Source organism: Paenibacillus maysiensis, from assembly GCF_000520815.1.
In the GTDB taxonomy this organism is placed as follows: domain Bacteria; phylum Bacillota; class Bacilli; order Paenibacillales; family Paenibacillaceae; genus Paenibacillus; species Paenibacillus maysiensis.
The window spans coordinates 27,762-47,769 of sequence record NZ_ASRY01000271.1 but is presented as its reverse complement, the minus strand read 5'-3'; the positions used below and the strand labels follow the sequence as shown (position 1 = coordinate 47,769).

The window sequence follows — 20,008 nt, the reverse complement described above, 5'->3', positions numbered from 1 at the left end:
TGCAGTTATGCAGATCTTATGCAGATGCAGTTTCCAGCTATAAAATCATCTGGGCAAGTCCTTTGCCAAAGGACCAATCCTCTAATTCCGTTTCCACCAGTGTTACAAATACATCCTCCGGCCTGATCTTGCATTCGGTGGATAAGAATTCGGCTAACCTTTGGTAGAAGCTCTTTTTTTGTTCCGTACTTCTGCCTGATCCGAGCGTAATTTGGATATAGAGCAGCTTGTCTGTTCTCGGTACCTGTAAATAATCCGGACTGTAATAAAACTCGCTCTGCTTATGAGCATGAAAAACCTGAAAACAATCCTTTGCCGGCACCTGAAAATGTTCGATCAAAGCGTCCATGATACAGCGGCTAATCCCAGGTAGCTCCTTCTCTGTGTATTGATCCTCCATGTAACCTACTCGTACAAATGGCATATTCATCTCTCCTGTCCGTCTGGATAAGATGATTTTACCCCATCCTCTTTCATCTGTATAATTGAAAATAATCATAAATATATTCATTTTTACCGATGGAGATGAGTGTTCATGGATCTGAAAGAGCTAACCACGTTTCGTACCATTATTGAAGAAGGAACCTTCTCAAAGGCTGCCGCCAAATTAAACTACGCACAGTCTACAGTAACCAGCCAAGTTCAGAGACTGGAGAAGGAGCTGGGATTTCAGCTTTTTAAAAGAGGATGGGATGCGGAATTAACCGCTGCGGGTAAATGTTATGCAGAAGAGGTAGATGGACTTATTCAGCATTGGAATTATGTATTGGATCAGGCCAAGTCTCTGAAAAAAGAGGAAATCGGCACGCTGCATATCGGGGTAATTGAAACGGTAGCGGCTACCGTGCTGCCCGAGGTTCTGCGTCAGTTTCGGGAGCATAAGCCGAATATGACGTGCCATTTTACAGTAGGAAACACGGATGCACTCTCGAATGCTCTGGTGGAGAACACGCTTGATTTTGCAATTTGCGGGGAACCATACTCGATTCCTTCCCTGCACTTTGAACCTGTGTATCACGAACAGATTGCTTTTATCGTATCCCGTAATCATTCCTTTGCGGCCAAAAGCGAGCTTCATCTCGAAGATCTGTATGAATACCCGCTGATCGTTGGAGGGAAGAACTGCCTGTACCATATTCGGCTGGAAAAAGAGCTTTCGCGCTTTCCGTCGATGCCGTTTTTTTATATTGTCAGTCAAATCTCATCCATACCATCATTTGTAAAAGCAATTCCTTCGGTCGGAGTAATTCTATCGTCGTTACCTGTGTCGGATGAACTCATCACGATTCCACTACAGTTAACAGACCCGGCTATTCCCGTTGGACTATTACACAGCAGCCAGCACCAGCAATACATGTCTTCGGCGCGAAAGCTGCTGATGCAACTGGTTAAGGAGCTTTATATGCGATAGCTCCAATGCAAAAACTACTAATAAGCTATATGCGCAAGGCGACACCTTTGCTTAAAGAAAAAGCCGCCAAACACTCAGAAATCTGGTGTTTAGCGGCTTTACTATTATGAAAACCAGAGAGAGTGTGTCTCTCTTCTTATTTCTTTATTTTTGTGATGCCAGTTATTTCGCTTCAAGCGGTTTTTTCCACAGTCCCAGAATGAGCGCGGAAATCAAGGAGCCAATCGCCACTGCAAGCAAGAAGAGCAAAGCATGATTGGCAAGGGCTGCTACAAAAATTCCGCCATGTGGAGCTGGAAGATTGATTTTCCAGAATTGCGTCAGACCACCAGCAATCGCTGAACCTACAATACAAGAGGTTAAGACGCGCAGAGGGTCAGCAGCTGCAAATGGGATTGCTCCTTCCGTAATGAAGGACAAGCCGAGTACATAGTTCGTCAAACCAGACTTGCGCTCTTGCTCAGTAAATTTATTTTTGAAGAACGTTGAAGCCAATGCGATCGCCAGCGGAGGTACCATACCGCCCGCCATAACAGCAGCCATCATAGCCCCGTTTGTGTTACCGCTGGAAGTAAAGACACCGATCGAAAATGCATAAGCTGCTTTGTTGAAAGGTCCACCCATGTCAATCGACATCATTCCGCCCAGGATCAGACCCAGAATCACTGCATTACCCGTACCCAAATTGTTCAGAACATTGACAAGCCACGTATTAATACCACCGAAAATCGGATCGAACAGATAGAACATAATTGCGCCTGTAATTAGTAGTCCAAATACCGGGTATAACAAGATTGGCTTTAAGCCATCCAGCGTTTTCGGCAGACCTGCAAAAGCTTTACGCAGGAAGATGACCACATAACCAGCCATGAAACCTGCTGCCAGACCGCCAAGGAAACCTGCATTAGAGTTTACAGCCATCAGACCACCAACCATACCTGGCATCAATGCCGGACGATCCCCAATACTCATCGCGATAAATCCGGCCAGTATCGGAATCAGGAAGTGGAACGCACCTGTTCCGCCGCCAATCGTTTGCAGCAGCTTAACGATTGGATTCTCTGCTCCCGCCATCTGTTCGAACAGGAAGGAGATGGCCAGCAAAATCCCGCCGCCTACAACGAACGGTAGCATATGAGAAATACCGTTCATTAGATCCTTGTAAATTTTGCTGCCGACGCTGGCTTTTTCTGCTTTCGTCTCCTCCGCGTTCCCATTACCTTCGCTTCGGTAAATTGGAGCATCGCCGTTTAGCGCTTTGCGGATCAGTTCTTCAGATTTACGAATACCGTCACTTACCGGTCTTTGCAATACAGGCTTACCATCAAATCTGGCCATTTCAACCTTTTTGTCAGCAGCAACGATTACACCTTTGGCACGACGAATTTCATCCGCTGTCAGTACGTTTTGTGCACCTTCCGAGCCATTCGTTTCTACTCGGATATTTACACCCATTTCTGTCGCTTTCTTAATGAGAGCGTCTTCAGCCATATACGTGTGCGCAATGCCTGTAGGGCAGGCAGTCACCGCAACCACAAACTCGTCTGAATTCGGGTTACCAACGATAACATCCGGCGTTTTCTGTGCTTCGGCAGCCTCTTTCTTTGCTTCTTTTGCTTTCTTGGCTGCTTCTTCTTCCGCCTGCTTGGTATCAAACAGCTCGGATACTTCATCCGGTGTTTGCGCATTCATCAGCTTTTCGATGAAATCGGTATCAATTAACAACCGGGAAAGTGCCGCCAGTGTGCGAAGATGCGTATTCGCTGCTCCCTCTGGAGCTGCAATCATGAAAAATACGTTCGCTGGCTCACCATCCAACGATTCGAAATCTACACCTTTACTGCTTTTCGCGAAAACGACAGTCGCTTCATTCACAGCTTTGGTCTTGGCATGTGGCATCGCAATGCCGCCGCCGATACCTGTGCTGGATTCTGCTTCGCGTTTGTAAATCATTTCTTTGAACAATGCCCGGTCATTAATGCGTCCGCTGGCTTCGAGACTGGCGATGAGTTCCTCAATCGCCCCGTCTTTTGTCGTAGCCTGCAAATCCATGATCATCGTTTCTTTAATCATCAGGTCTGTTATTCTCATTTTTCACACTCTCCTAAGTTCGGTCAGCGTGTGGACACACGCATAATAAGCTCTTGCTGTAGCAGGGATTACCATTTTGAAATCGCAACTTGCGGCCGTAATTGTTCAATTTTCTCTCTGGTAGCCAGATCATCGGAGAACGCGGTTGCGCTTCCGGATGCCACTCCTGCACGGAATGCTTCGATCGGATCGCCAAGAAGAGCCAGCGTACCCACGAATCCAGCAATCATCGAATCACCTGCGCCTACAGAATTTTTAACCGTTCCTGCTGGTACATTTGCGTGATACACTTCATCTGCCGTAATGAACAAAGCCCCTTCTCCTGCCATGGAAATCAGTACATTTTTTGCACCTGCTTCCAGCAGCTTACGGCCGTAAGTGACGATCTCCTCCTTTGAATTAATGGTTACGCCAAACAACTCAGCCAACTCATGGTGATTCGGCTTGACGAGCAGTGGCTTATGAACCAGTGCCTTCATCAGCGGGTCACCTGTGGTGTCGATGACGAATTCAGCCCCAGTCTGCTGGCATACGCTAATCAGCCGATCGTAGAAGTCTCCTCCAAGTGACGGCGGGATACTTCCCGACAAGACGACAATGTCATTTTTCTGGAGACCTGACAACTTCTGCACCAACGCATCCGCCTCATGCTCACGAATCGCAGGTCCCAAACCGTTAATTTCCGTCTCATCGCCATGCTTGAGCTTAATGTTGATCCGAGTGTCATCTTCGATGATTACAAAATCAGTTTTAATGGATTCTTCCCGCAATGTATCGTTGATAAACCTGCCTGTGAATCCACCGAGAAAGCCAATCGCTGTGCTGTCTGCTCCTAATTGGTACAGTATCCGGGATACATTAATCCCCTTGCCACCCGGCAATTTCAAATCTCGTTTCATCCGGTTCAAATCCCCAAGCTTCAAATCGTCAACTTCCACGATGTAATCAATAGAAGGGTTCAGCGTTACTGTATATATCATTGTTATCCCTCGATTATTTTAGTTTTCTGAGCAATGGATCGGCGTGAGCGTTCAGGCACCGATTCGCTAATAAGAATAGCTTCCTTTAGTTCGAACAGTTTGGCGAAGGTAATTTCTCCAATTTTACTGGAATCTGCCAACACATACGTTTTGCCGGACAGCTGGTGGGCCCGCCGCTTAATCAGCGCCTCTTCAGGATCAGGAGTGGTATACCCCATTTCCACGTCTACCCCGTTCGTTCCCAAAAAGCACTTGTCGAATCGAAAATTGTCCAAATTCTGCAGGGCAATACTCCCGATTACGGCTTTGGTATGAATTTTCATCATCCCTCCCAGTAGATAGCTTCTGATTCGCTTGCTTACCAGGGCTTCTACGTGGGATAGGCCATTTGTCACGACCGTCACGTCTTTAGCTTCAATGTAAGGAATCATCGCCATCGTTGTTGTTCCCGCATCCAGATAAATACATTCGCCATCCAAAATTTCTTTGGCGGCTATACGGGCGACTACATTTTTTTGTTGAACGTTTTTGAATGTTTTTTCTTCCATGCCAGGTTCCTGACTTTTCTGATTCAGCAAGGTCGCCCCGCCATGAATCCGCTTTAGCAACTGACGGGCTTCAAGATCGATTAAATCACGCCGAACCGTTGACTCAGAAGCGCCCAACAGATCAGCTAATTCCTGCAATTTTACAACACCACGTTCTTGTAAGCGCTGTATTATTAAATTATATCTTTCTTCCGTCAGCATCTTCATTCCCCCAACTGTTCATATCGTACCACAAACCTCAGAAAAAACAATCATTTTTCTTCAAAAGGATTCAAAAAACTTCATCCCAACTTCATTTTTTTACAAAATGGTGAATTCCTGCTCCAATCATCATGATTGCGTTTACATTGAAAGGAAAAGCCATCCATTTTTATGTAAATTCATTCTTCTTACATAGAAATTCAGCAGTAAACGTTCAAAAACGTTCTGATGCTTCCATCAGCACCATTTTACCATTAAGCGCACAAATCATCCCAACCTTCTCTACTCAGAAAAAAGCTAAACACCGGGACCGCTCCCCTCTGTGTTTAGCTAATCAAGACGCTTAATGCTCAGTCCTTCACGATTCCAATGACGAAACCGTCATATCCCTTGCTCCCCACGGTTTGGATAGCTGTAGCTGTAATTCTTGATTCTTCAGCCAGCATATCATAAAACTTTCTTACTCCCTGCACACGAGGGTCTGTGCTGTAAGCCTGAATTACTTCTCCTTCACGGATAACATTATCCCCGATAATAACGGTGCCAGGATGCGAGAAGCGAAGTGCCCAATCCAGATAAAATGGATTATTGGGTTTATCCGCATCGATAAAAATAAGATCAAAGGGGGCAACACCCTCCTCCTTCATCTGTACTAACTGCTCTAAAGCGTCTCCCTCCCGAAGTTCCACCACTCCATCCAACTGAGCCAATGATATATTCGACCGGGCAATTTTAGCATGGTCCGGATTGGCTTCCAGCGTAACTATTTCTCCATCCTTCGGCAACGCCCTTCCCAACCAGATTGTACTGTAGCCTCCCAACGTACCGATCTCCAGCACACGTCGTGCTCCTTGCATTTGAGCAAAGATATTTAATAGCTTTCCCTGATTGGGGGATACATCATGCGGAGGTAGTCCCGCCTTTTGGTTAGCAGCCAATACTTGTTCCAAGACAGCATCATGCGGAATGAGACACTCCGAGATATACTGGTCTACTTGATCCCACGTGTTCGTTTGATTCATTCGCTCCACTCTCCTTTGGATTTAACTTACAATTCGATTGTAAATGAATTATTATTATAAAAATAATATATGTTTTTGCTCTATTCATAATCTACATATATGAATCTGTCGGAAAGGGAGTATGGTCTTGAACCTGCATGCATTACGCTTATTTCACGTGGTCGCCTCTACAGGGAGTGTGACACGTGCCTCTGAACTTTTAAATATTAGCCAACCTGCGATTACCGCCCAGATTAAAAAATTTGAAAAAGAAATATCTCTCACACTGCTCATGCCGCTAGGAAGAGGGATTGCCTTAACGGATGCTGGTGAAAAGCTTGCTGTACTCGCCAAACGGCTCTTTGCCGTCGAACAGCAAATCGAACAATTTTCACAAGATTATCGTGATGGAGCCCATGGTCATATCCGGCTAGCGGCTACTTATTTACCGGCTCATTTTCTCATTCCGGCCTGGATCGCTAAATTCAAACAACAATATGAACATGTTGAAATGACGATTAACACAACCAATTCCAATGATGCTTTGCAGCAACTATTGAATATAGAAGTGGATTTGGCCATCTATGGGGGACTGCCGGAGCAATATCCCGATACGATTCAGACGGAAGAACTATTTCGTGATGAGCTATGGTTTGTCGTCGCACCGGATCACCGATACGCTAATCAGCAGGTCACTTTATTAGAGATGATGCATGAACCCTTTGTTATGCGTGAAAAGGGAAGCTCGACACGGGAGCGATTGTTTTCCTTATGTCGAACCTACAATGCTCCAGCTCCCCAGATCACCCTGAACTTCACGGGATTGCATGAGGCCATTACCGCAGTTATTGCCGGATACGGTGCGAACTTTGTGTCTTCGTTGGTCGTGCGCGAATATGTAGAACGCGGCGAGCTGTGTCGGGTATACGTCGAAGACATCCAGCTTCTCAATTCAATCGCCATCTGTACCCGCAAGAACGAACCCCTATCTACCGCTACTCTAAATCTCATACAGCTCATACGTAACCATTCCTGATGAGCATTTAGGCACCTGTGTACACTAGCGCTGTATTTAAAAATAACAAGAGCCATGACTGCGTGCACACCGCATTCATGGCTCACCACGTTATGATAAATATTCACCCTCAATAATCTTCTCCAGATAATCTTCCGGCTGTGCAAGAAACTCGGCAAAACTGCATACATCCGCATATGCCTGATGCTCCTCATCATAATAACCCACACACTTCTTCTTCGGATTCCACACCAGCATAATATCTGAGTAATTATCTATTTCCAAAGACAGACGCAGCAGCTTTTGCCGCCCCACCTCCATTTCAATGGTACTACCAATGAGAAAAATTCAACAAATCCAATATCATAATCATTTTCAGGTACATTCACACGAAGCTGGCCACCCGCCAGGAAGGTAGCATTCAATACCTATCCCAATTTAATTTGCTTCATAGTCTCTCTTTAGAAGATTTGGTTGAAATGGATCAGATGACCTCCATTACGACTCTGCCAAAAAACACATTTATTCAAACCCCGGATACCTTCTCCATGGGGCTTTATTTTGTGAAAAAGGGGAAGGTACGTCTGTACAAGCTGAATGCCGACGGGAAACAATTTACTTTGGATATCCTCAGCGAGGGAAATGTATTTGGCGAAATGGACATCATTTCACTAGGGAACGCGGGATATGTATATAGAAACTATAGAAGAATGCGATATCTGCCTGATGGACACAGACCGATTCGAGTATTTTCTATTCCGACATCCCCGATTCATGATGAACATGATCAAGGTGTTGAGCGACCGAATCTCGGGTATGAGCAGTTTGGCCCAACATCTGGCTTTGGGAAATTTACAGGATAAAATTTTATATGTTCTTCTAAAATTGTCCGATCAATTTGCCCTCCAAAGTCATGATGAAATAAAAACCAAATCCCAATTAAAGATACGATATTACAACGAAAAGGGGCTCGCAAAGGAATAGATATTCCTGATGATGTGGTTCAACTGCTACAGCAGGGACAGCTTGAGTCGGTGAATTTGACCGAATGGCTGGCTGTCGATCATAGGGTACTGCTGCAAAATGCTCTTGATGAATTTGGCTTACAACAGGAATCCGATGTCTTTCTATCTGAATTGAATCATGTGCAGGAAAAGAAAATCATGAAAATGATCCCTGCAATCGCGCGAGCATGGCTAAACCTGTTCGAGCAGCAAGCACAGGAAGAACGTTCTCGAATTTTCGATGCGATGGCATCCCATCCTTCAGACAGTATTCGCTGCTGGGCTGCCTATATCATCGGAGTTGACCCCCGGTTAAGTGTAGATCAGAAATTGGCGGGTATTCGCACTTTTGCAGCGGATTCGCACTTTGGAGTGCGTGAAATTGCCTGGATGGCCGTGAGAGAACCTATTTCCAAGCAATTGGTTGATGCGCTTGATCTGTTAAACGAATGGGTACGAGATCAGGATGCTAATATCCGTCGTTTTGCCATCGAATCGACTCGACCACAAGGCGTTTGGGCCAAGCATATTCCCAAATTAAAAGAACGCCCGGAGCTGGCTCTTCCCACTTTTGGAAGCTGTCCAATCCGACCCTGCCAAATATGTTCAGGACTCTGTGGGCAATTGGCTGAATGATGCCAGTAAAACCAGTCCCGAATGGGTGCTTCAAGTGTGTGCTACGTGGCTGGAGACTTCTGATACAAAGGAAACCAAACGAATTGTCACCCGGGCCCAAAAAAGCTTGAACAAAAAGAAATAATTGGAGACCCCAAACTCAATATGGGGATAGCGATTTGTCAGAGATTCGAAGTTTTCACCTGCCAAATCTCAGTTATGTTCCAAATCGTTTACGGTAACCGCATTTGCGGCACAGCTCTTCCACCGCTTCTCGCTTGGAGAACCCGAAGTACAAGCGATTTGCGCGTTCCCCTTCAACAATGTCGGAAAAAGATTGCTCGTGCACGTTACCTAAATTAATAACGCCTTCCCCATCAAGACAGCAAGGGACCACCGTTCCATCCACCAATACCGCCGCCTGGCTGCGAAGCGCATGGCAAAAGCCTTTTCCATCATCTTCAGGGGCACTGAGGCTCGGCCATTCAAATTCGTGATCCTGATTCAAATAAACGTTTGGTGCGATTTTGACCCCACTGCCCGGTATCACTTTTTCCTCAATCCGGTAGACCAGCCCAAACTCTTGCTCCAGTCGCTCAAGTGTCTCCCGGTTGCGCTGACGCTGCACATTAGTCAAATTATCTTGAGTCAGGTTCCAGAGACGGAACGAAATAATGACATTATGCTTTACAGCTTCCCTTACAAACGTAAAAATATTGCCCAAATACCCTTCCCGGTCTACCGAGCCTTCATGCCCATCGAAGCTGTGAAGCGAAAAATTCATCTGCCGTAGCGCGGGTTGACCCAACAGCTTATGTCCGGTTTTGGGTAGCAGAGTGCCGTTGGTGGTAATATTCACCTTCAACCCTTTTTCATGAGCACTTTCCAGCAAAAGATCAATTTTCGGATGAAGCAGTGGCTCTCCTTTTACATGCAAATAAATGAAATCCGTATGCGGCTTGACCTGGTCAAGAACGTCGCGAAAAATTTCCGGATCAATAAATTTTTTAACACGCTGCGTCTGAGGGCAAAAGCTGCAAGCGAGATTACAGATACTTGTAATTTCAATATATACCTTTTTAAAAGTCTTCAACATGATTTCCCCATTCTAACCTTCATCCTGAGCATCTTGTTTATGCTCACTAATCTTATGATTATAACGGGTTATCACCGACAGGTAAACTCTCCAGTCTACCCCTTGGTGTGGGCATCAAATGCTCGACACATACTTATTTATGTTCGTTTTCCATGCAAAACAAACTTCTGATGCGGATAGTTAAATTCATCTGTCAGATCATCCACATACGCCTATCCAAGATTTGATTTGATATTTTCTATTGACCCTAGGTCTGACCTAAGGTTTATAGTGGAGTTATTCAACTACCAGTAAGGAGTCCTGTCATTGAAAGAACACATTACGATTAGCCAGCTTGCTCAGCTCATGAATGTATCTGTACATCAACTGCGATATTTTGAAGAAAAGGGGGTCCTGTATCCATCATATACAGAAGAAAATCAATATCGAATGTACGGGCTTCATGAGATTTATCAGCTTTCGCATATTTTATTACTACGTAAATTAAATGTCCCTGTCGGTCGGATTCAAGAATGTATGACTTCCTATGCTGCCGATGAGTATAACCGGCTTTTAGAGCATTCGTTGCAGAAGGTACAGGCTGAAATAGCTAACTTAAAGATGCATGAACAGTTTATTCACAAAGTGTTAGAAGAACATGATAATCGGACCCAGCAGGACGATGAGTATCAGGTCAAACGATTAGGTCCCCGTCATTTAAAGCTGTGGTTTGCATTGGAGAATGGTCAAGAGCTCACTGCCGGAAACCTATTTGAACACCGCCCTGCCCCACCTCGATTATTTGAAAATGATCTGCATTACTTGTCTGATGCTGGACAGGTGAAGCTATGTTATGAAACGACGGATGTGGCTGACTATATTCTGGAAGAAGGCAACTATCTTTATAAGCATCTTTCCGTCATTGAAGAACCTGAGATTGATTATGAAATCAAACAAATGGAACGATACGTAGCTCATCACCAATATAACTGCCAAAGCAAGATTGTTCTAGTAGAAAAATCTTATCTTTCGATGTTCGACAACAACAAGCTGCAATACGAAATTCAGGTTAAAGTAGAATAAACCTTGGAGGGCGTTAAATGAGTGCAAAATCCTTTGACATTGTTGCATACCAGAAACAAGACCATGAAGCTGTTTGCAGTCTTTTAGTCGAAGCGTTTAAAGCAAAATTCCAATCTCTTGTTACACTGGAGGATCAAGCTATACAGCAGTTGCTAATGAAGGTTTGGGTTCAAAATCCTTATTCTATATCTATGAAACAATTTGTAGCTAAAGAGAACGAAGATGTTGTCGGTGTTCTTTCCCTTAAATGGAAGGCCCCCTCCTCTTCACTTCCTGAAACAAATCCCATTTCTTTGGCTCCGCTCATAAATCAGTTTGGTTGCTTCAATGTATTTAAATTTTTGACAGGTATGCATGCGCTGGAGTATACCCCCGCTGCAAATGAGTGTTACATTGATCATTTGGCGATTCGTTCAAGTCATCGTAACCAGGGAATAGGACGCCGTCTTCTAGCTTTCGCACAGCAATTTACGGTTGAATCTGGTTTTCATGTATTGACGCTTCATGTAGCGCATAAGAACCAAGGGGCCATCCGTTTGTATCACAAACTGGCGTTTGAAGTAGAACAATCCAAGTATAATGGGTTACGACATTTTTGGTTCAAGGAGCCTGTATGGCATCTGATGAGTTGGAAAGAGAACCTGCATTCGAGGAGAGAACACCATTGAAAAAAACATTCAAGCTTACTTTTGGTATTGCAGCAGCTCTGACTGTTGCCTTGATACTAATTGTTCTATATCAAAATTCCTACAAGATGACAGAAGAAAAAATACAAATTGCGACACCTAAAGGGCTGTTAACAGGTACATTAGCTTTGCCTAAGAACTACTCGGGAAAGGTTGGATTGGTTGTTTTTGTCCATGGGGATGGTCCTATTAATGACACATATGATGATGGATACAAACCACTGTGGGAAAAGTTCGCTTCCAAGGGTTATGCCTCCCTGTCACTGAATAAGCCCGGTATTAACAGCGCTCCTGGCAATTGGCTGGACCAAAGCATGGAGGACCGCGCACAGGAAATCCGATATGCAATAGACTGGGCAAGAAGCTTACCTATGATTGATAAGCAAAAAATCGGCCTATGGGGAGCCAGTCAAGCAGGATGGGTCATTCCGAAGATCGTTAAAGAGGAGCTTGATATTGCATTCAGCATCCTTGTATCGCCTGCCGTGAACTGGATTTCCCAAGGACAATTTAATACCAGAAAAGAAATGGAAGAAGAAGGAGCTACTCCGCAAGAAATTCAAAAGACATTGAACTACGATCGAGAGATTCTACAGTTACTGAAAAAACATGCTTCTTATGAAGAATATCTAAGCATAGCCGATCCTGACGATATGATTTCCAAAGAAAGATGGGGCTTTATAGTCAAAAATTTCCTGTCTGATTCCACCGAAGAATTAAGTCACTTCCATTCTCCTGTACTGTTGGTTCTAGCTGGAAAAGATATTAATGTTGATGTAAAGGATACCGAGCGAGTCTATCGCCAGAAAATACCCGCAGAGCTGCTGTCCGTGATTCATTTACCTGAAGCCGACCATTCCATGATGGATGAAAAAATCGCACGTTCAAAATCTCTAACTTTTTTAACAGCCCTATTCGCCCCAAGAAAATTGGTGAATGACGAGTATCTCAAAATCCTTGCCGATTATGTCAGTCAGCGTTAAACAATGATGTTCTTTTTTGCCATACTCTTTTGAATATGCTAATGAAAACCCCATCGACAGATAAAAGGGCTGACCGGAACCCACAAAAATTCTTTCTGCACCTTTGTCCTTGACTCTTTTTATGGCTTCATAAACATTGTTTTGCCAGGATGACTACATCCAATTCCGGTATATAATCAGGGGCATTTCTCAATGATATATAACATCCTTCAGCGATATTATTATCTGGATAATCGCCCTTGTAATACCCAAATGCTCGTCCATGAGCAAACCCTTTTTTCAAAATCCCCCATTTCATTCGCATCCGAAATTCTAAACCCTTTTGGTAGTTCCACCTTTACATCATGGGGCACATTCATATAGGACGTCGTTTCTTTCCCATTCTGCAAGATATAACTTCATTTTTTTCAAAAGCTCCTTAAGTTGTTCTCCATCCTCATTTACGATTAAATCTAAAGTGGTTACGCCCTCATTGTGTAAAGCTAATTTCATTTCAGCATAATCTATTAATTCATTTGAAATTTATTTGAAAAATCTCGATCTGTAAGCTGGAAATAAGCTTCATCTATGTTACCTTCTCCTTCCGGGTAAACAACAGCAACAATTTCTTTATGCTCATCCTCCCAAATCCCAACAGTCTCAGGCCACATTTCAAATGTATTGTGCATGATTTGTCCCCAATATCTACAAAAATTCCATCGATCTATAAACGGAGGAACTGACTCAAGGCGTACTTGAAGTAATCATAGAAAAAACTAAGTAATTCCATTTTTGCCATATATGGTTAATTCCATACAACGTTCTAGCTCAGCTTAGCTGAGGAACGGGTAGAAATGCGTTACCTGACCGTTTCGGTTAACCTCTCATATCTGCCTCTGCAATTCCAGCGATTTATGATCCGAGTGTTCTGTGCCACCCTCAATTTCAAAATTGCGCTGGAAGAGTAAAAAGAGCCGGGTTTGATGGCATTGATATTGATGCTGGCTCCTATGAAAGAATTGATTATATTTTCCCTCCTGCATATTTGGGAGATGCCTGTATGGATTATATTTGTGAACCGGCACGCAAACGCGTTCAGGTTTCTATGCAGCAAGCGCAATATGATTCCGTGTGAGTGAACTTTTGTAATCCTATTTTTTCAGGCTCTTCGTTAGTTAGTTTTACGGATTCAATTGACGTGAACCCCACCTTAGTTTTTTACAAAACAGTCCTCCGTTTAGCCGCTGTAACCTGTAAAATCAGGTCATATGGTTAAGAAGACCTCTATGTTGTAGTAATTCTTTCGTACAATTCCACAGTTTATTTTGCATAGCGATATCTCCACCGGGGTGTACAGGTACAATCGAATGTCCGGTTCCGACATTAAAATACCCTCCTGTAACCGCCTGGTACTGCGGATCCACAATTAAACGAGTCATAATATCAGCTCCTCTACGTGGATCACCAATATGAAAAAAATTCAAAAAACGCTCAAGCATTGATGCAAACCAGAGCTCACGTCCGAGACCTGTAACATTAAACCCCGGATTCAGAGCGTTAACCCTGATCCCCGTTCCAGTCCATTGACGTGCCAGTTCGCCAGTAAACATAATGTTAAACAGCTTGGTTTTCCCATATAATGCAGACGAGCCTCTGGAAGCAAAAGGAGATATATTGGTCAAATCCTCAGGGAGCTTAAGTTCTCCATGATTGCGTGAAGCCTCAGAAGCAACATTTACAATTCTGGCGCTTCCTGCATTTTTCAAGGAATGCTGTAAGGCGTGCGTCAATAACCACGGTGCTAAATAGTTCACAGCTATCATTTCCGCAATTCCCTCGGAGGTTACCCGCTGTTCGAATGCATGCAGTCCTGCATTATTCAAAAGCACATCTATTTTGGGGTATGCAGTTGAAATCTCGTTTCCCATACGTCTGACATCTTTCATTAAGGATAGGTCCCCGAAAAAAAAGTCTACCTTTGTTGAGGGCATCATATCTTTTATAATTTTTTTAGTACCTTCAGCGCGATCCCTGCTCCTGGCTGTCATGACAAGATGAGCACCGCGCTTAGCCAATTCAATCGCAACCAGTTGCCCCAGACCACTTGTTGCGCCAGTTATTACAACAATCGGATTAGCCGTCATAGTGTTTCTCCTTTGTGCTGAATAGTCAATGTAATTGGCATTCATTCCTTTACTCCGTTAGACCCGTCTCAAGTTTTGACATGTAGCTGACGCAGCCATATACTTGATATAAATCAACTATATTATTTTGATTGATATATGTCAATTAATTGACTTGATCTATTTACTTTATCAATTAAGGTTAGGTGAAATAGGATGAATAATGATCGACACAAAAATACGCCGAGAGGACAACTGGAATTGGAACTCGGCGAGCAAATCAATGCCCTCATAAGCGCCTCACATGCGCTAAATGTCAAAACTGCAGCACGTTTCGATCCTTCAATACAACCTGCGGGTTTCCATATTATCCGTTGGTTGTACTCATATGGCCCAACAAGCGCCACTATGCTGGCGGAATCGACAGCTATGGATCGCAGTTCGGTGAGCCGTCTCGTCAAACAACTTGAGCTTTTGGGTTATGTGAAAAGGGATGCCTCCCCTGATGATCGTCGAGGAATACTTCTATCCCTCACTGAGCTTGGACAACAAAAGACGATTGATGCTCTAAAAGAGAAAGAATTTGTATTTTACGAACACATTTCAAGATGGGACGATGAACAACTTGAAAATTTTATCGGAATGCTCAGGGACTTTAACGGATTTGATCACAAGTAACAGGTCCATTGATCATGAGTGTTAAGGAATGTGATGTTTAACTTCAAGAAGGAAGCCTATCTTCTTATAAGGCAAATTGGGAGGTGCTTAAGGTGAATGAACCCACATTGAAAAAGGCGATGGATACACTGGAGTTTCTAAGCCAGGATCGGGAAGCGCGGCGTTTGTACGAGGAACAACAAAAATTTCTGCATGACGAGGCTTTTGCTCTTGAATGGGCTACGGAAAATTCCTCAAGCCAGTTCAAATGTAATGTAAAGGTTGAATGACCGCTTTTCTAAAAAGCTGAAGTAAAACTAAAACAAACGCCATGTCCTCATTCAAGAGAACATGGCGTTTGTTTTTATCAAGAAAATAGAGTCAACTGTGACCAAACGTGTGACCACGAAGGAAAACAAAGCTAAATTCAAAACAAAAAAACGGCATTTCTGCCGTTTTTCTAAAGGATGGACTCTCAGGGACTCGAACCCTGGACCAATTGATTAAGAGTCAACTGCTCTACCAACTGAGCTAAGAGTCCATATTATTATGGTGGAGCCTAGGGGGATCGAACCCCTGACCTCATCGCTGCCAGCGATGCGCTCTCCCAGCTGAGCTAAGGCCCCGTTTTATGTAATCTCAATCATCTGTTTGAAGCGACTCCTATATCATATAAAAATTTTCCCCCTGTGTCAATACTTTTATAAAAAAATATAATTACCTTCCCACCATGAACCAAGATACAGTCAGCGATCTAGTCGCTGGCTGTATCTTTGGATAACAGTGTTTTCAGTTCCTTCATAAACATATTGATGTCTTTGAACTGCCGATAGACGGACGCAAAGCGCACGTAGGCCACTTCATCAACAGGATAGAGCTGTTCCATGACCAGCTCGCCGATCTGCTGGCTATCCACCTCTGTAGCGGCTGTGTTGCGAATGACGTTTTCCACCTGAGATACGATCATATCCAGTTGCTCGACAGATACGGGGCGCTTCTCGCAAGCCCGAATGAGACCGCGCAGCATTTTATCACGGCTGAACTCTTCACGGCTACCATCCTTTTTAATGACCATGAGCGGGGTCTCCTCCACCATTTCAAAGGTGGTAAAACGCCTAGCACATTGCTCGCATTCGCGACGGCGACGGATGGACTTGTTGTCATTCGCAGGCCGCGAGTCCAGTACCTTTGTTCCATTGTAGGCACAGTACGGGCATTTCATAAATTCATCACTTCCTTTTTCCAATAAATTCTCTATACTTTTTCGTAATAATTTTGTCAAAACGGTTCATAATATGTTTACCAAGTCGCGAGGAGGTGAACAACAATGGCACAAGGAAACAATGGCAACTCCAACAACCTGGTAGTCAGCAGATCCTCCGGCGCTCTGGAGCAAATGAAATTTGAAATCGCTCAAGAGCTGGGTATCAGCATTCCTCAAGATGGATACCAAGGAAATATGACTTCCTATGAGAACGGTTCGATCGGGGGCTACATCACAAAACGCCTCGTAACGATCGCCGAACAACAATTGGCAGGTCAATACCAATAATCGCGGTAATAATGCAAAAATAACAAAAAAAGTGTTTGGATGGGCTGCTAAAAACAGCCTGTCCTGCGCTTTTTTCATTTTAATGCCATCAGGCTCATTGTGTCATGACATATTTACACGCAGCCTCGCCATCCATTAAAACTGATTATAAATTTTCGTGTATTGCCTGTAGTAGTAAATAACCCGCTGTACATAATGTCTCGTCTCGCCAAAAGGGATTTGCTTGATGGATTCTTCTTTCCCATCCCATACGCCCTTGTCCAGCCACTCCTGTACTTTACCGGGGCCTGCGTTGTAAGCCGCAACGATAGCTACCGGATTGTCCTTAAATTTCACCGACAGATTATGCACATACCAGGTTCCCAGCTCAATGTTGGTGCCCGGCTCGTGCTTGACGCTATCCAGCGGAACCTTTTGGATCTGGGCGCTGTCCATAATCCAATTCGCGGTATCGGGCATGATCTGCATGAGTCCCAGTGCACCCTTGTGCGACTGCTTGCTGGTCTTAAAGTTCGTCTCAACACGGATAATGGACGCCACTAAAAACGGGTCCACTTCATATGTCTGCGAATATTGCCGGATCTCATCCTTATACTGAATCGGATAGAACCACGACATCCAGTTTGAATTAAAAAACAGAATCAAGACAAACCCGACAAACAAAGTCAGCAGGACTCTTTTTTTGCGCAAAATATTCATGCAAGTCCCTTTCGCTGCCAGAATTGATCAATTTGCTGTTTTGTTTCAGCCTGTGTTCCGCTATTGTCGATGACGATATCGGCCAGGCTTCTTTTGTGTTCAATATCCATCTGCGAAGACAACCGAAGTCCGGCTTGTTCCTCGGTCAATCCGTCTCTGAGCATCAGACGCTGGAGCTGCACATCGCGTGGTACGTATACCACCATAATTTCATCGTACAAGCTCTCTAATCCGGACTCATACAGTAGCGGGATATCTGCCAGAACGAGCTTGTCCGGATGTTCGCGCTCGTAAGATTCCATACGCGTGCGCATTTCCTCACGAATCGCGGGATGTGTAATATCGTTAAGCGCCTGCCGCTGGACAGGGTCTCCAAATACAATCTCGCCCAGCTTTTTGCGGTGCAGAGTTCCGTCACTGTTCATCACAGCTTGTCCAAAATGCTGTATGACCGCCGCCAGCACCGGATGCCCCGGAAGCATCACTTCCCGGGCAATGGCATCTGCGTCGATCAGCAGCGCACCCTTGGCGACCAGCAGAGCCGACACGGTGCTTTTACCGGTAGCAATACCTCCGGTTAATCCGATATTCATGCTCTTTCACCTCATAACAGCTTCAATATGCCCATCATAATCAGTAATAATGCCGGTAACACACCCAGCGCCTTCATAAATCGAAATGCCGACAGACAGAAGCCTGCTCTCATACCCGCAATCAAAAATGTTCCGCAGAATAACGCAATAGCCAGCGCGGTAGCAAGTGGCTGGAAGCCCAGCATAGCTGCTCCCAATCCTGCACCGAACGCATCAACCGATAAAGCGATACCTAACCAAACCGCCTCCATAGCGGAGATACTGCCCGAACGGTCCATATCCGCAGCAGACGGACTTCGGAGAATCCGAATAACAAGACCCCATTTGCGGAATTCCAACGAAAATACGGTCCGTTCCTCTTGTACTTCTTCAGATTTCTCTCCTGCCAGAACATTACTGTTCTCAGGATCGGGTTCATCAATCAGATCCTCCTTGCGATGCAAGGATTGATACAAAGAGTAGCAGCCAATTCCAATCAGGATAACAGCGCCAAAAACGGTCGTATATACAGGAGACAGAACCTGGGACAACAATGCGCCTAGCTGCATGGATATGCCGATGACCAACCCTGAACATACTGAAATGATGACAATGGATAGCAGTGGAATTTTCATTTTGCGCAGCCCATACGTAACCCCGACTCCAAAACTGTCCAGACTTAGTGCAAATGCCAACAGCAGCAGGGCTCCCCAATGATTAGCCACTCCAATTCCCTCCCATTGCGAAGGCAGGGCCTTAAAGCAGCCGGAACCCTTCGCAGTATTGGTACTTGGAATCAATATATGAGAGGTATGGGCTTTGGGTGACTGTACCTGCTTAGCGCAGAGGCTGGCAGACCGGACAATGATGTGTACCACGTCCGGCTACAACGGATTTTTCGATCAATGTACCACAGTTAACACAAGGCTTCGTATTACGCCCATAGATTTGCAATTGATGCTGGAAGTCGCCCGCTTCACCCTGTCCGTTGACGAAGGATTTGATGGACGAGCCTCCGACCAAAATCGACGCGCTCAGTGTGGAGATAATAGCTTCGTGCAGCACACGGAACTGGTTTTCATCCAAACTTTTAGCCGACTGTGCCGGATGTATCCCCGCCTTAAACAACGACTCATCCACATAAATATTCCCGATGCCCACGACATATGACTGGTTTAACAGCGCCGCCTTGATCGAAGTCGAACGGGTCCCCACAGCTGCGCGAAGTGCCTCCGGTGTAAAGGACTCGTCCATAGGCTCCAAACCAAGCTTGTTCAGCGGCTTCTCCAACAAATCCTGTCCTTCCGTAAATAAATGCATCGTGCCGAATTGGCGAACATCCTGATAGCGTAATTCCGTTCCATCCGTAAAATGAAAGATAACGTGAGTATGCTTTTCCACAGGATCATTTTGCGAATACAGGCCATATCGCCCTTCCATTCTCAGGTGGGAAACGAGTACCAGCCCATCCAGCAGAATCCGCAAAAACTTCCCGCGTCTCTCCACTCCTGTAATCCGATGATCAGCCAGTTCCATAGCAAAAGCGTGTATATCATCGGGCCGTTGAATGATACGCGGCAAATTCACGGTCACATGATCTATATGTTTATCAACGATAAGCTCGTTTAACGTTCGTTTAATCGTTTCTACTTCCGGTAATTCCGGCATGATGTCTTCACCTCATCCTATATTATAACGGAAGCAGCGTTAAAATGGACTATCTGCTCATTGAA

At 44.7% G+C, this 20,008-nt stretch carries 20 protein-coding genes, 2 tRNA genes and 4 pseudogenes; 10 read left to right on the top strand and 16 right to left on the bottom strand.

The window, feature by feature from the left end; all coding sequences use genetic code 11:
* Positions 1-37 precede the first annotated feature (37 nt).
* Positions 38-424: a tautomerase family protein gene (locus L696_RS0119240; RefSeq protein WP_025685084.1), complete on the bottom strand. Its 387-nt coding sequence runs from the start codon at positions 422-424 to the stop codon at positions 38-40.
* 111 nt (positions 425-535) lie between these two features.
* Here L696_RS0119240 and L696_RS0119235 point away from each other — a divergent pair, with 111 nt between their 5' ends.
* Positions 536-1,411, top strand: a complete 876-nt coding sequence (locus L696_RS0119235) for a LysR family transcriptional regulator (RefSeq protein ID WP_025685083.1) — start codon at positions 536-538, stop codon at positions 1,409-1,411.
* Positions 1,412-1,573: 162 nt separating this feature from the next.
* On the opposite strand, the gene L696_RS0119230 is transcribed toward L696_RS0119235, so the two are convergent.
* The 4 genes from L696_RS0119230 to L696_RS0119215 form a co-directional block, all read right to left on the bottom strand.
* Positions 1,574-3,502, bottom strand: a complete 1,929-nt coding sequence (locus L696_RS0119230) for a PTS fructose transporter subunit IIABC (RefSeq protein WP_025685082.1) — start codon at positions 3,500-3,502, stop codon at positions 1,574-1,576.
* A 68-nt stretch (positions 3,503-3,570) separates the two neighbouring features.
* Positions 3,571-4,482, bottom strand: a complete 912-nt coding sequence (gene pfkB, locus L696_RS0119225; protein ID WP_025685081.1) for a 1-phosphofructokinase — start codon at positions 4,480-4,482, stop codon at positions 3,571-3,573.
* Positions 4,483-4,484: 2 nt separating this feature from the next.
* Positions 4,485-5,231 (bottom strand): DeoR/GlpR family DNA-binding transcription regulator, encoded by a 747-nt coding sequence (locus L696_RS0119220; RefSeq protein WP_025685080.1) that lies wholly within the window; start codon positions 5,229-5,231, stop codon positions 4,485-4,487.
* A 350-nt stretch (positions 5,232-5,581) separates the two neighbouring features.
* Positions 5,582-6,253 carry an O-methyltransferase gene (locus L696_RS0119215; RefSeq protein ID WP_025685079.1) on the bottom strand — a complete coding sequence of 224 codons (672 nt, stop codon included), beginning with the start codon at positions 6,251-6,253 and terminating at the stop codon, positions 5,582-5,584.
* Positions 6,254-6,380: 127 nt separating this feature from the next.
* Here L696_RS0119215 and L696_RS0119210 point away from each other — a divergent pair, with 127 nt between their 5' ends.
* Entirely contained in the window at positions 6,381-7,268 is an 888-nt protein-coding gene (locus tag L696_RS0119210) for a LysR family transcriptional regulator (RefSeq protein ID WP_025685078.1), read from the top strand.
* 90 nt (positions 7,269-7,358) lie between these two features.
* Here L696_RS0119210 and L696_RS0119205 read toward each other — a convergent pair.
* Positions 7,359-7,660: pseudogene (locus L696_RS0119205) on the bottom strand (ankyrin repeat domain-containing protein); the annotation flags it as partial.
* Between the two features lie 66 nt (positions 7,661-7,726).
* On the opposite strand from L696_RS0119205, the pseudogene L696_RS0119200 reads away from it, so the two are divergent.
* Positions 7,727-8,168, top strand: a pseudogene (locus tag L696_RS0119200) (Crp/Fnr family transcriptional regulator); the annotation flags it as partial.
* Positions 8,169-8,197: 29 nt separating this feature from the next.
* Positions 8,198-9,011 (top strand): annotated as a pseudogene (locus tag L696_RS0119195) (DNA alkylation repair protein).
* A gap of 72 nt (positions 9,012-9,083) precedes the next feature.
* Here L696_RS0119195 and L696_RS0119190 read toward each other — a convergent pair.
* Positions 9,084-9,962, bottom strand: a complete 879-nt coding sequence (locus L696_RS0119190; RefSeq protein WP_049827451.1) for a radical SAM/SPASM domain-containing protein — start codon at positions 9,960-9,962, stop codon at positions 9,084-9,086.
* Positions 9,963-10,268: 306 nt separating this feature from the next.
* On the opposite strand from L696_RS0119190, the gene L696_RS0119185 reads away from it, so the two are divergent.
* From L696_RS0119185 to L696_RS0119175, 3 genes are read left to right on the top strand one after another with little or no spacing between them, the layout of a single operon-like run.
* On the top strand, positions 10,269-11,024 hold the full coding sequence (locus tag L696_RS0119185; protein WP_025685074.1) for a helix-turn-helix domain-containing protein: 756 nt from the start codon (positions 10,269-10,271) through the stop codon (positions 11,022-11,024).
* Positions 11,025-11,041: 17 nt separating this feature from the next.
* Positions 11,042-11,692, top strand: coding sequence for a GNAT family N-acetyltransferase (locus L696_RS0119180; protein ID WP_049827450.1), 651 nt, complete (start codon positions 11,042-11,044; stop codon positions 11,690-11,692).
* Positions 11,689-12,693, top strand: coding sequence for an alpha/beta hydrolase family protein (locus L696_RS0119175; protein ID WP_025685073.1), 1,005 nt, complete (start codon positions 11,689-11,691; stop codon positions 12,691-12,693). The genes L696_RS0119180 and L696_RS0119175 overlap by 4 nt, the downstream gene beginning before the upstream one ends.
* 506 nt (positions 12,694-13,199) lie before the next feature.
* On the opposite strand, the gene L696_RS30625 is transcribed toward L696_RS0119175, so the two are convergent.
* On the bottom strand, positions 13,200-13,361 hold the full coding sequence (locus tag L696_RS30625) for a hypothetical protein (protein ID WP_155985440.1): 162 nt from the start codon (positions 13,359-13,361) through the stop codon (positions 13,200-13,202).
* Positions 13,362-13,931: 570 nt separating this feature from the next.
* Positions 13,932-14,816, bottom strand: a complete 885-nt coding sequence (locus L696_RS0119155; RefSeq protein WP_025685072.1) for an SDR family NAD(P)-dependent oxidoreductase — start codon at positions 14,814-14,816, stop codon at positions 13,932-13,934.
* Between the two features lie 195 nt (positions 14,817-15,011).
* On the opposite strand from L696_RS0119155, the gene L696_RS0119150 reads away from it, so the two are divergent.
* Entirely contained in the window at positions 15,012-15,473 is a 462-nt protein-coding gene (locus L696_RS0119150; protein ID WP_025685071.1) for a MarR family winged helix-turn-helix transcriptional regulator, read from the top strand.
* A 68-nt stretch (positions 15,474-15,541) separates the two neighbouring features.
* Positions 15,542-15,700: pseudogene (locus L696_RS30620) on the top strand (Rpn family recombination-promoting nuclease/putative transposase); the annotation flags it as partial.
* Between the two features lie 220 nt (positions 15,701-15,920).
* On the opposite strand, the gene L696_RS0119140 reads toward L696_RS30620, so the two are convergent.
* The 3 genes from L696_RS0119140 to nrdR form a co-directional block, all read right to left on the bottom strand.
* A tRNA-Lys gene (locus L696_RS0119140) sits at positions 15,921-15,993 on the bottom strand.
* Positions 15,994-16,002: 9 nt separating this feature from the next.
* A tRNA-Ala gene (locus tag L696_RS0119135) sits at positions 16,003-16,078 on the bottom strand.
* A 128-nt stretch (positions 16,079-16,206) separates the two neighbouring features.
* A complete protein-coding gene (gene nrdR / locus L696_RS0119130) occupies positions 16,207-16,674 on the bottom strand; it encodes a transcriptional regulator NrdR (protein WP_025685070.1) in 468 nt (155 codons plus the stop codon).
* A gap of 105 nt (positions 16,675-16,779) precedes the next feature.
* Between nrdR and L696_RS0119125 the strand changes: the two genes are divergently transcribed.
* Complete coding sequence (locus tag L696_RS0119125; protein ID WP_025685069.1) at positions 16,780-17,004, top strand: alpha/beta-type small acid-soluble spore protein; 225 nt, start codon at positions 16,780-16,782, stop codon at positions 17,002-17,004.
* 135 nt (positions 17,005-17,139) lie between these two features.
* Here the strand turns inward: L696_RS0119125 and L696_RS0119120 are convergent, their stop codons facing one another.
* From L696_RS0119120 to mutM, 4 genes are all read right to left on the bottom strand, one after another.
* Positions 17,140-17,703: a lytic transglycosylase domain-containing protein gene (locus tag L696_RS0119120; protein WP_025685068.1), complete on the bottom strand. Its 564-nt coding sequence runs from the start codon at positions 17,701-17,703 to the stop codon at positions 17,140-17,142.
* Entirely contained in the window at positions 17,700-18,296 is a 597-nt protein-coding gene (gene coaE, locus L696_RS0119115) for a dephospho-CoA kinase (RefSeq protein ID WP_025685067.1), read from the bottom strand. Before coaE ends, L696_RS0119120 begins: the two co-directional genes overlap by 4 nt.
* An 11-nt stretch (positions 18,297-18,307) precedes the next feature.
* Complete coding sequence (gene ytaF, locus L696_RS0119110) at positions 18,308-19,000, bottom strand: sporulation membrane protein YtaF (protein ID WP_025685066.1); 693 nt, start codon at positions 18,998-19,000, stop codon at positions 18,308-18,310.
* 112 nt (positions 19,001-19,112) lie between these two features.
* The gene (gene mutM / locus L696_RS0119105; RefSeq protein ID WP_025685065.1) at positions 19,113-19,943 is read right to left on the bottom strand and encodes a DNA-formamidopyrimidine glycosylase; all 831 of its coding nucleotides are present in this window, start codon (positions 19,941-19,943) and stop codon (positions 19,113-19,115) included.
* Positions 19,944-20,008: the final 65 nt, after the last annotated feature.

Bases quoted from the DNA above. Each gene is read 5' to 3' on its own strand.
- L696_RS30625 (WP_155985440.1), bottom strand. From the start codon at position 13,361: ATGCACAATACATTTGAAATGTGGCCTGAGACTGTTGGGATTTGGGAG.
- L696_RS0119240 (WP_025685084.1), bottom strand. From the start codon at position 424: ATGCCATTTGTACGAGTAGGTTACATGGAGGATCAATACACAGAGAAG.
- pfkB (WP_025685081.1), bottom strand. From the start codon at position 4,482: ATGATATATACAGTAACGCTGAACCCTTCTATTGATTACATCGTGGAA.
- L696_RS0119120 (WP_025685068.1), bottom strand. From the start codon at position 17,703: ATGAATATTTTGCGCAAAAAAAGAGTCCTGCTGACTTTGTTTGTCGGG.
- coaE (WP_025685067.1), bottom strand. From the start codon at position 18,296: ATGAATATCGGATTAACCGGAGGTATTGCTACCGGTAAAAGCACCGTG.
- L696_RS0119155 (WP_025685072.1), bottom strand. From the start codon at position 14,816: ATGACGGCTAATCCGATTGTTGTAATAACTGGCGCAACAAGTGGTCTG.
- L696_RS0119230 (WP_025685082.1), bottom strand. From the start codon at position 3,502: ATGAGAATAACAGACCTGATGATTAAAGAAACGATGATCATGGATTTG.
- L696_RS0119125 (WP_025685069.1), top strand. From the start codon at position 16,780: ATGGCACAAGGAAACAATGGCAACTCCAACAACCTGGTAGTCAGCAGA.
- L696_RS0119235 (WP_025685083.1), top strand. From the start codon at position 536: ATGGATCTGAAAGAGCTAACCACGTTTCGTACCATTATTGAAGAAGGA.
- mutM (WP_025685065.1), bottom strand. From the start codon at position 19,943: ATGCCGGAATTACCGGAAGTAGAAACGATTAAACGAACGTTAAACGAG.
- L696_RS0119180 (WP_049827450.1), top strand. From the start codon at position 11,042: ATGAGTGCAAAATCCTTTGACATTGTTGCATACCAGAAACAAGACCAT.
- L696_RS0119150 (WP_025685071.1), top strand. From the start codon at position 15,012: ATGAATAATGATCGACACAAAAATACGCCGAGAGGACAACTGGAATTG.
- nrdR (WP_025685070.1), bottom strand. From the start codon at position 16,674: ATGAAATGCCCGTACTGTGCCTACAATGGAACAAAGGTACTGGACTCG.
- L696_RS0119215 (WP_025685079.1), bottom strand. From the start codon at position 6,253: ATGAATCAAACGAACACGTGGGATCAAGTAGACCAGTATATCTCGGAG.
- L696_RS0119190 (WP_049827451.1), bottom strand. From the start codon at position 9,962: ATGTTGAAGACTTTTAAAAAGGTATATATTGAAATTACAAGTATCTGT.
- L696_RS0119220 (WP_025685080.1), bottom strand. From the start codon at position 5,231: ATGCTGACGGAAGAAAGATATAATTTAATAATACAGCGCTTACAAGAA.